The sequence below is a fragment of the Paracoccus sp. (in: a-proteobacteria) genome (genome assembly GCF_047973135.1).
In the GTDB taxonomy this organism is placed as follows: domain Bacteria; phylum Pseudomonadota; class Alphaproteobacteria; order Rhodobacterales; family Rhodobacteraceae; genus Paracoccus.
On sequence record NZ_JBKEBL010000275.1, the window covers coordinates 1 to 8,450 of the forward strand.

The following is an 8,450-nucleotide window of genomic DNA, read 5'->3' on the forward strand; positions in this document are numbered from 1 at the left end:
CAGATAGGGCAGGGCGTGCCCCAGTCCGCCAAGGGCGGTCATCACGCCCGAAGCCACCCCCCGCTTGAACGGAGAGCCGCGCCCCGACACCACCCCGTCATCAGATGCCGCCTCGGTAAAGCCCATGCTGATGCCCGCGCCAAGGCTGGCGGCCAGCCCGACCAGAAAGGTCGTCCAGGTGTTCTGCGTGGCAAAGGCCGTCGCAAAGATCGGAGCCAGGGTCGAGACGCTGCCATCCATCAGCCCGGCCAACCCCGGCTGCACCCAGGTCAGAATGAAATCGCGATGGGCGACGGCCTCTTCTTCCTCGCGGGCCTCGGGGGTCAGGTTTTCCTCGGCCAGCTCTCCCGCCCGTTCTTCGTGATTGCGCTCGGCGGCGGCCAGGTCTCCTAGCAGCTTGCGTGTCGGGGCATCGCTGCACCGTTGTGCGGCGCGGGCATAGAACTCGGCCGCGTCATGTTCCATCAGCGCGGCTTCGTCGCGGATTGCCTCAAGCGACAGGTTCTGCATCATCCATGCCGGGCGGCGGCTGTAATAGCCCGCCACATGTTCGCGCCGGATCACCGGAATCGAATCGCCAAAGCGCGACCGGAACGCCTCGATCAGCAGGCGGCGGTGTTCGTCCTCTTCCGCCGCCATGCCGTCAAAGACCGCCGCCGTCGCCGCATAGTCGGCGCGCAGGAACTCGGCCCAGTTGCGATAGATGCGGGCGTCGTCCTCTTCGGAAAAGACCGCCAGCGCCAGCACCTCGGCCTCGGACAGGTCGGCGAAACGCTTGCGGTTGTGCATCAGCATGTGCTTGATCATGGTTCTGGCTTATCCATCCTTGGATGCGGGGCTGCAAGGCCCCGTTCGACCGTAAAGACATGCGCGCCATCGGCGAGGTTTTGCGTCGCGATCAGGCTGTGCCCGGCGGTTGCGCAAAAATGCGGCACGTCGATCATTGCGGCCGGATCGGTTGCGATCAGCCGAAACCGCGCCCCCGCCGGAGCCGCGTCCAGCATCTTGCGCAGCCGCAGCACCGGCAGGGGGCATAACAGCCCCCGCGCGTCGATTTCGGGGATTGCACCCATCATGCCGCCCCGGCCAACCGTTCGCGGCACCATCCGGCCAGCGCGTCGGGCGCGATCTCGACCGCCATGCCGTCGGTAAAATCGGCGAATGCCTGACGCTGTTCGGTCGGGACATGCAGCAGCACCGGCAGCCCCTGCACGACGGCCTGAGCGATCACGCTGTAGAACCCGCGCCCGACTGCCTCTTGCCGTCCGAATTTCGGCAGGATCAGCAGTTCCGCCCCCGCCAGCCGCGCCTCGACCCGCGCCGCCGCCGTTTCCAGCGCGCCGGCATCCAGACGGCATCCGGTGGAACACAACCCCAGCGATTGCGAGATGCGGATGGGACGGTCCTCTTCGCCGATGACCAGAACGTCCATGTCACAGGCGCAATCCTGCCCGGTGTCGTGATTGACCTGCACTGCCCCCGCCAGACGTGCCCCGCCCGCCGCCAGTTCGGCAGTAAGCGCCTGCAACAGACGGTCGGCCTCGCCCGTGGGGGCGGTTTTCGAAAGTCCGAACCAACCCAGCATCATGTGTTCTTTCCGTGTTTCCGCCGTGTTGCCACGATCATGCGCCAAGGCCGCCCGCCGGTCCAGAGCCGGGGTGTCACAGTTCCCCCGCAGGCAGGCCGATGGGCAGTTTCAGCGCGGTCAGCACCGTTCCCAGCGTTTCCCGCGGCAGCATGATCAACATCTTGCCCTCGATGCGCAATGTCACCACGCCCCGCGCCCGGTTCGAGGTTCCAACCCGCCCGTCAGGCGCGAATTCGATCCCTTCGATCGGCCATTCCAGCCCGGAACTGACCCCCCGTGCCGGTCCCAGAGGATACAGCGACACCCGCGTCCCCGGCATCAGCGGCAGGGTCAGGCGCGGGGGCGCGCGAAAGACCAGATCGTCCGAGGCAAGCATGATCACCAGCGGTCGCGCAACATTGGTCATGCTGGTCAGCGCCGCCAGCGTGTGATCCAGCCGCATCCCGGCAAAGCCCACCGCCATCACGAAAGGCGCGGCGATCCGGGTCAGGCATTTGGTGAAATCGGTGCTGTCCTGTTCGGCGACATGGATCAGCCGGTCCGGCGGAATCATCCGCCGGGCCTGCGGGCTGATGCTGTCCAGATCGCCGATCACCCAGTCAGGTTTTCGTCCCAGGGCCAGCGCCCGGTCCGCGCCGCCATCCGCCGCCACCAGCAGCGGCGCGACCTGTTGCGACACGGACAGATCAGCAGGCGTCACCGCGCCTCCACCGATCACGGTCACGCCGCTGTCGGTGATGATCACCGGCGCGGTCATTCGCCCCGGCCAATGCCGGTGAAGATGCGCTTAAGCGGCAGGATCCAGACAATCCCCAGGCCGACATAGACCGCAAGCTCGATCCAGAACGGCTGCCGCCCCCAACGGGCATCCATCCAGTTCATCAACGTCACCGCGACCACGATATAGGCCGGCAGACCCAGAACGAGGATCAGCAGCGACAACGATTTGCGGGTTTTCAGATTCATGATGCCTTCTTTCCTCGCCGCAGCGCCCCTGCGCTTTCCGCCAGCGCTCTGATCTGCCGTTGCCAGCCCGCCATACGCTTTTCCGCGCCACCCCTGCGAACCGGGCCGAAAAAGCCGACCCGCAGGGGCCTGATCCCGCAGAACCCCAGCACCTGATGGCGCAGCCGTTTGCCGATGGGGTTGCCAAAGCGCAGCTTAAGCCACGGGACCGGCGTATCCGTCGTGATCAGCACATCGCCGGACCGGCCCTTCAGCAGCTTGTCCCAGAACGGATCGCGCTTGTGATACCGAAAGGTCGTGCCGGGCATGAACACCCGCTCATAAAAGCCGGCCATCAATGCCGGTTCCGCCCCCCACCACAAGGGATGCGCAATGACGATATGGTCGGCATCCATGATCGCGCGCGTGGCGCGCTGCAAATCCTCTTCCAGCGGCTGAGGCTCGGTATAGCCGCGACGCAGGATCGGATCGAAGCGCAAGTCGCGGATCGCGATGCGGTCGATCATGTCGCTGGCAGGCAGGGCGCGCTGGAACATGTCCAGCAGATGCGCCGAAAGACGGTCCTTGTCGGGATGGCCATCGATCAGCAGCACCCGCATGGCGTCAGTCCTCGAACGGGTCGGTCACAAGGATCGTGTCGTCTCGTTCCGGGCTGGTGGATAACAGCGCGACGGGGCACTGGATCAGTTCTTCGACGCGGCGCACATATTTCACCGCCTCGGCGGGCAGGTCGGCCCAGGACCGCGCCCCTGCCGTCGATTGCTGCCAGCCGTCCATTTCCTCATAGATGGGCGTCACCCTGGCCTGCAACGCGGCGGCGGTCGGCAGGTAATCGTATTGCGTTCCGTCGATTTCGTAACCCACACAGATTTTCAGCGTCCCGAACCCGTCCAGCACATCCAGCTTGGTCAGCGCGATGCCGTTGACGCCGCTGATCGCGCAGGTCTGGCGGACCAGAACCGCATCGAACCAGCCGCAGCGCCGTTTGCGCCCGGTAACAGTGCCAAATTCATGGCCGCGCTCGCCCAGACGCTGCCCGTCGGCATCGTGCAGCTCGGTCGGAAAGGGGCCCTCGCCCACGCGGGTGGTATAGGCCTTGACGATGCCAAGGACGAAGTCGATGGCACCGGGGCCCATGCCGGTGCCCGATGCCGCCATACCCGACATGGTGGTGGAACTGGTCACATAGGGATAAGTGCCGAAATCGATGTCCAGCAAAGATCCCTGCGCGCCCTCGAACAGGATGCGCTTGCCGGATTTGCGGGCCTCGGCCATGACCTTCCAGACCGGTTGAGCATAGGGCAACAGCTTCGGCGCGATCTCTTGCAGCCTCGCCTTCAGTCCGGCCCGGTCGATGGGGGCCGCGCCCAGACCCTGCCGCAGCGCGTCGTGATGGGCCAGCAGGCGGTCCAGCCGCGCATCCAGCGTCTCGTCATCGGCCAGATCGGCCACGCGAATGGTGCGGCGACCGACCTTGTCCTCATAGGCGGGGCCGATGCCGCGCCCGGTGGTGCCGATCTTTGCCTTGCCGGCGGCTTCTTCGCGCAGCTTGTCCAGATCCTGATGCAGCGGCAGGATCAGCGGCGTGTTCTCGGCGATCATCAGATTGCCGGTGCCGATGGCAACACCCTGCGCCGACAGCTTGTCGATCTCGGCAAACAGCGACCAGGGGTCCAGAACGACACCATTGCCGATCACCGCCAGCTTGCCTTCGCGCACGATCCCCGAGGGCAGCAGCGACAGCTTGAACACCTTGTTGCCGATGACCAGCGTGTGCCCGGCATTATGGCCCCCCTGAAAGCGCGCGATCACATCGGCACGTTCGCTCAGCCAGTCCACGATCTTGCCCTTGCCTTCGTCGCCCCATTGCGCTCCGACAACCACCACATTGGCCATGAGCAGATCCTTCCTTGTGCCCGAAAAAGTCCGATGCCGGATCTAGCCCAAGCGGGGCGCAGGGGAAAGCGGCGATTTCCCTTTACAGATGCTTGATGCAACGGCCCGGCGGGCAAGGCCCGCCCGCAATCCGGCCCCCTCGATGGGGGCCGGATTGCGTGCCCCCCTTGCGGCGTCACCAATGCGGCGGACGCTGATCGGCCAGAGGGATGGTTCCCCCCGCATCCATCTGCTGCTCGGCAGCCGCAGCCATCAGCATCTCGACCCGTCGCGTCAGCCGCGCTATCTCACCATCCTGCCGGGCGATGACCTCGCTCAGATCGTCGGTCAGGCGGGTCAGATGCGCCAGCGCCTCTTCCAGCCGCCCGATGCGTCCATCATCCTTGTCCATATCGCGCCCTTCCGCTATTGCAGCCACGGATTTGGCCCGAAAGGCAGGACCATGGCGAAGGATCAGAAAAAACAGCCCCGCCCCAGGGCGGATACGCCCAAGGGCATTCGCGACTATTTTGGCGCGGCTGTGACCTAACGCACGCAGATGCTGGACCGCATTGCCGAAATATACCATCGCCACGGCTTCGATCCGCTGGAAACCAGCGCAGTCGAAACGGTCGAGGCGCTGGGGAAATTTCTGCCCGACGTGGACCGCCCGAATGCGGGTGTTTTCGCATGGCAAGAGGAATCGGTGCCCGGTGGCGGTTCCGGCGACTGGCTGGCGCTGCGCTATGACCTGACCGCGCCGCTGGCGCGCGTCGCAGCGCAGTTCCGCAACGACCTGCCGACACCTTACCGCCGCTATGCGATGGGGCCGGTCTGGCGGAACGAAAAACCGGGACCGGGCCGGTTCCGGCAGTTCTATCAATGCGATGCCGATACGGTGGGCAGCGCTTCGGTCGCGGCGGATGCCGAGATCTGCGCCATGCTTGTCCACGCGTTAGAGGCGGTGGGCATCCGGCGCGGCGATTACCTCGTGCGGGTTAACAGCCGCAAGGTGCTGAACGGCGTGCTGGAGGCGGCGCAGATCCGCCCCGATCAGGCCGAGGATGTGCTGCGCCAGATCGATAAATTCGACAAGGTCGGTCGCGGTGGCGTGCTGGCCCTGCTGACCGCCGGTCGCAAGGATGACAGCGGCGCCTTCATCGACGGCGTCGGGCTGACGGAAACGCAGGCTGCCCCGGTGCTGGCCTTCCTGACCTCGAAAGGCCAGGACAATGCCGCGACGCTGGACAATCTGCGCGCGGCCGTGGGCGCGTCGGTCATCGGGGCCGAAGGGGTGGACGAGCTGACGCAGATCGCAGGGATGTTGGATGCGATGGGCGTCGGCGCGGATCGTGCGGTCATCGACCCCTCGGTCGTGCGCGGGCTTGGCTATTACACCGGCCCGGTTTTCGAGGCCGAACTGACCTTTGAAATCCTTGACGAAAAGGGGCGCAAACGACAATTCGGCAGTGTCGCGGGCGGCGGGCGTTATGACGGGCTGGTCGAGCGCTTTACCGGCCAGAAAGTCCCTGCCACCGGCGTCAGCATCGGCGTGGACCGGCTGTTGGCCGCTCTGCGCGCCAGGGGGCTGGCCGGGGCCGAGGAACGCGGCCCGGTCGTCGTCACCGTCATGGATCGCGACTGCATGGCCGATTATCAGGCCATGGCCGCCGAATTGCGCGCCTCCGGCATCCGGGCCGAAGTCTATCTGGGTAATCCCAAAAATTTCGGGAACCAGTTGAAATACGCCGATAAACGCGGCGCGCCGGTGGCCGTCATCCAGGGCGCGGACGAGGCCGGGCGCGGCGTGGTGCAGGTCAAGGATCTGATCCTTGGCGCGAAAATCGCTGCCGAGGCCAGCCACGAGGAATGGAAGGCGCAACCTGCCCAGACCGAGGTTCCGCGCGCTGGTCTGGTCGCCGAAGTGCGGCGGATCCTCGGATGATCCCCAAGCGCGACAGGCAGGCGGTCGGCCAGCGCCTGCTGGCCGCCTTTCGCGATGCGGGTGCTGCGGAAATCGCGCCCGACATTCTGCTGCCCGCCGAAAGCCTGCTGGACCTGTATGGCGAGGATATCCGCGCCCGCGCTTATGTCACCCAGGATCCCATTCGCGGCGAGATGATGCTGCGCCCCGATTTCACCGTGCCGGTCGTGCAGGCGCATATGGAGAATGGGGCCGAACCCGCGCGCTATTGCTATCTGGGCGAGGTGTTCCGCAAGCAGGACATGGGCGAGACCCGTCCCCGTACCCCGCGTGACAGCGAATATCTGCAAGCGGGATTCGAGCTGTTCAGCCGCGAAGCCGGCACCGATGCCGAGGTTTTCGCCCTGTTTCATCGTCTTTTGGCCCCCGCCGGTCTGCGTGCCGAAACCGGCGATATGGGCCTGCTGCTGGATGCGGTGCGCGGTTTGCCCTTGCCCGCGCCGCGTCGCGATGCGCTGTTGCATCACATCTGGCGGCCCGGCCGGTTCCAGCGCCTGCTGTCGCGGTTTTCGGCCCCCGCCGCGCCGCGCGACTTTCCGGCAAGCCCGGCACCATGGTCCGGCCTGCGCAGCAAGGCCGGGATGCAGGCGCGCATTGCCCGGCTGCGTGACGATGCGGATGTGCCGCCGCTGGATGCCCGCTGGTCTGACCGGCTGGCGCGGCTGTTCGCCCTGCGCGCGCCCGCTCCGAAGGCCATCGCGGCGCTGCACGATCTGGCCGCCGAATGGCCCGAAATCGCCGCTGCGGCCCGCCGGATCGAGGCGGGTTTTGCGACCATCGCCGCCATGGGCATCGACCTGGCCCCGATCACCTTCGACGCCAGCCACGGGCGGGCGACGATGGAATATTATGACGGCTTCACCTTCAGCTTTTCGGCGGATCGCGCGGGCTGGCCACCGGTCGCCTCGGGCGGGCGCTATGACGCGCTGACCGCCGTTCTGGGCAAGGGGCGGGCCATTCCGGCGGTCGGCGGGATGATCCGCGCGGGCCTTCTGGCCGAACTGGAGGCCGTACCATGATCCGGCTGGGGGTGCCGTCCAAGGGGCGGCTGATGGAACAGACGTTCCAGTGGTTTGCTGAACGCAGCGTGCGCCTGTCGCGCGCCGGGTCCGACCGCGAATATGCGGGCCGGGTCGATGGGGCCGAGGGCGTGTCGCTGGTGCTGCTGTCGGCGGGCGAGATTCCGCGCGAACTGGCAGCCGGGCGGATCGAACTGGGCGTGACCGGCACCGACCTGATCCGCGAAAAGCTGGCCGGCTGGCGCGATGTGGTGACGGAAATCGCGCCGATGGGGTTCGGCCATGCCGACCTGATCCTTGCCGTGCCCGAATGCTGGACCGATTGCGCCGGGCTGGACGATTTTGCCTCGATCTGCCGCGATTTCCGCGCCGCGCACGGGTTCCGGCTGCGGATCGCGACGAAATATCACCGGCTGGTCCGCGCCTGGCTGTCGGCGCATGAGGTGGCGGATTATCAGCTTGTGGACAGCCAGGGCGCGACCGAGGGCACGGTGGCCAACCAGACCGCCGAGGCCATCGCCGACATCACCAGTTCCGGCGCGACACTGCACGCGAACAACCTGAAAATACTGTCCGGGGAACCGATCCTGCGCTCGCAGGCCACGCTGTTCGCCAGCTGCGGCGCACCCCCATACGAAATCGCCCGTTTTGCCGCGCTGATCGGGGTGCAGGCAGAAAGCCAGCGGCCTTGAGGACTGAGCGGTCCGCAGCGTCGACTGTGTGGGGTGGGGCTGGCGGCTGAACAGCAGACTGACCCCGAATCGAGTGCGAAGCGCGCCGGACCGGCCGCCGACCGTCCCTTGGGCGGCCGATTGTTTGCCGGTCCGCGGCGAACAATCGTTCGATGTGACGGCACCATAATGCGCGCCACACCATTGTTGCCAGCGGCCGCCGGCGATCATCCGCTAGAGTCCTGCCCGATCAGGCTGCTTCTTTGGATTCCCAAATGTTCTGATTTCTGCTTCATGCTGACTGCCGGGAGGGAGGCTGGCATGGATGGGAAGACCATCTTCGTCGG

At 66.2% G+C, this 8,450-nt stretch carries 10 protein-coding genes and 1 pseudogene; 3 read left to right on the top strand and 8 right to left on the bottom strand.

Annotation, left to right across the window (positions count from 1 at the left end; translation table 11 throughout):
• The 8 genes from ACK5L9_RS20275 to ACK5L9_RS20310 all read right to left on the bottom strand — a co-directional run.
• A partial coding sequence (locus tag ACK5L9_RS20275; RefSeq protein ID WP_416913266.1) for a ferritin family protein occupies nucleotides 1–807 on the bottom strand: 807 nt, incomplete at its 3' end.
• Entirely contained in the window at nucleotides 804–1,076 is a 273-nt protein-coding gene (locus ACK5L9_RS20280) for a sulfurtransferase TusA family protein (RefSeq protein WP_416913267.1), read from the bottom strand. The genes ACK5L9_RS20280 and ACK5L9_RS20275, both read right to left, overlap by 4 nt.
• Nucleotides 1,073–1,588, bottom strand: coding sequence for a DUF2478 domain-containing protein (locus tag ACK5L9_RS20285; RefSeq protein WP_416913268.1), 516 nt, complete (start codon nucleotides 1,586–1,588; stop codon nucleotides 1,073–1,075). Before ACK5L9_RS20285 ends, ACK5L9_RS20280 begins: the two co-directional genes overlap by 4 nt.
• Nucleotides 1,589–1,661: 73 nt before the next feature.
• Nucleotides 1,662–2,345 carry a thiamine diphosphokinase gene (locus tag ACK5L9_RS20290; RefSeq protein ID WP_416913269.1) on the bottom strand — a complete coding sequence of 228 codons (684 nt, stop codon included), beginning with the start codon at nucleotides 2,343–2,345 and terminating at the stop codon, nucleotides 1,662–1,664.
• Nucleotides 2,342–2,554 (bottom strand): DUF2842 domain-containing protein, encoded by a 213-nt coding sequence (locus ACK5L9_RS20295; RefSeq protein WP_416913270.1) that lies wholly within the window; start codon nucleotides 2,552–2,554, stop codon nucleotides 2,342–2,344. Before ACK5L9_RS20295 ends, ACK5L9_RS20290 begins: the two co-directional genes overlap by 4 nt.
• A complete protein-coding gene (locus ACK5L9_RS20300; RefSeq protein WP_416913271.1) occupies nucleotides 2,551–3,153 on the bottom strand; it encodes an NAD(P)H-dependent oxidoreductase in 603 nt (200 codons plus the stop codon). Before ACK5L9_RS20300 ends, ACK5L9_RS20295 begins: the two co-directional genes overlap by 4 nt.
• Nucleotides 3,154–3,157: 4 nt before the next feature.
• On the bottom strand, nucleotides 3,158–4,450 hold the full coding sequence (locus ACK5L9_RS20305; RefSeq protein WP_416913272.1) for an adenylosuccinate synthase: 1,293 nt from the start codon (nucleotides 4,448–4,450) through the stop codon (nucleotides 3,158–3,160).
• Between the two features lie 175 nt (nucleotides 4,451–4,625).
• Nucleotides 4,626–4,841 (bottom strand): SlyX family protein, encoded by a 216-nt coding sequence (locus ACK5L9_RS20310; RefSeq protein ID WP_416913273.1) that lies wholly within the window; start codon nucleotides 4,839–4,841, stop codon nucleotides 4,626–4,628.
• Nucleotides 4,842–4,892: 51 nt separating this feature from the next.
• Between ACK5L9_RS20310 and hisS the strand changes: the two are divergent.
• The 3 genes and pseudogenes from hisS to hisG all read left to right on the top strand — a co-directional run bounded on the left by hisS (nucleotide 4,893) and on the right by hisG (nucleotide 8,124).
• Nucleotides 4,893–6,374 (top strand): annotated as a pseudogene (hisS, locus tag ACK5L9_RS20315) (histidine--tRNA ligase).
• A complete protein-coding gene (locus ACK5L9_RS20320) occupies nucleotides 6,374–7,432 on the top strand; it encodes an ATP phosphoribosyltransferase regulatory subunit (RefSeq protein ID WP_416913275.1) in 1,059 nt (352 codons plus the stop codon). Before hisS ends, ACK5L9_RS20320 begins: the two are co-directional and overlap by 1 nt.
• On the top strand, nucleotides 7,429–8,124 hold the full coding sequence (gene hisG / locus ACK5L9_RS20325; RefSeq protein ID WP_416913274.1) for an ATP phosphoribosyltransferase: 696 nt from the start codon (nucleotides 7,429–7,431) through the stop codon (nucleotides 8,122–8,124). The genes ACK5L9_RS20320 and hisG overlap by 4 nt, the downstream gene beginning before the upstream one ends.
• Nucleotides 8,125–8,450 lie beyond the last annotated feature (326 nt).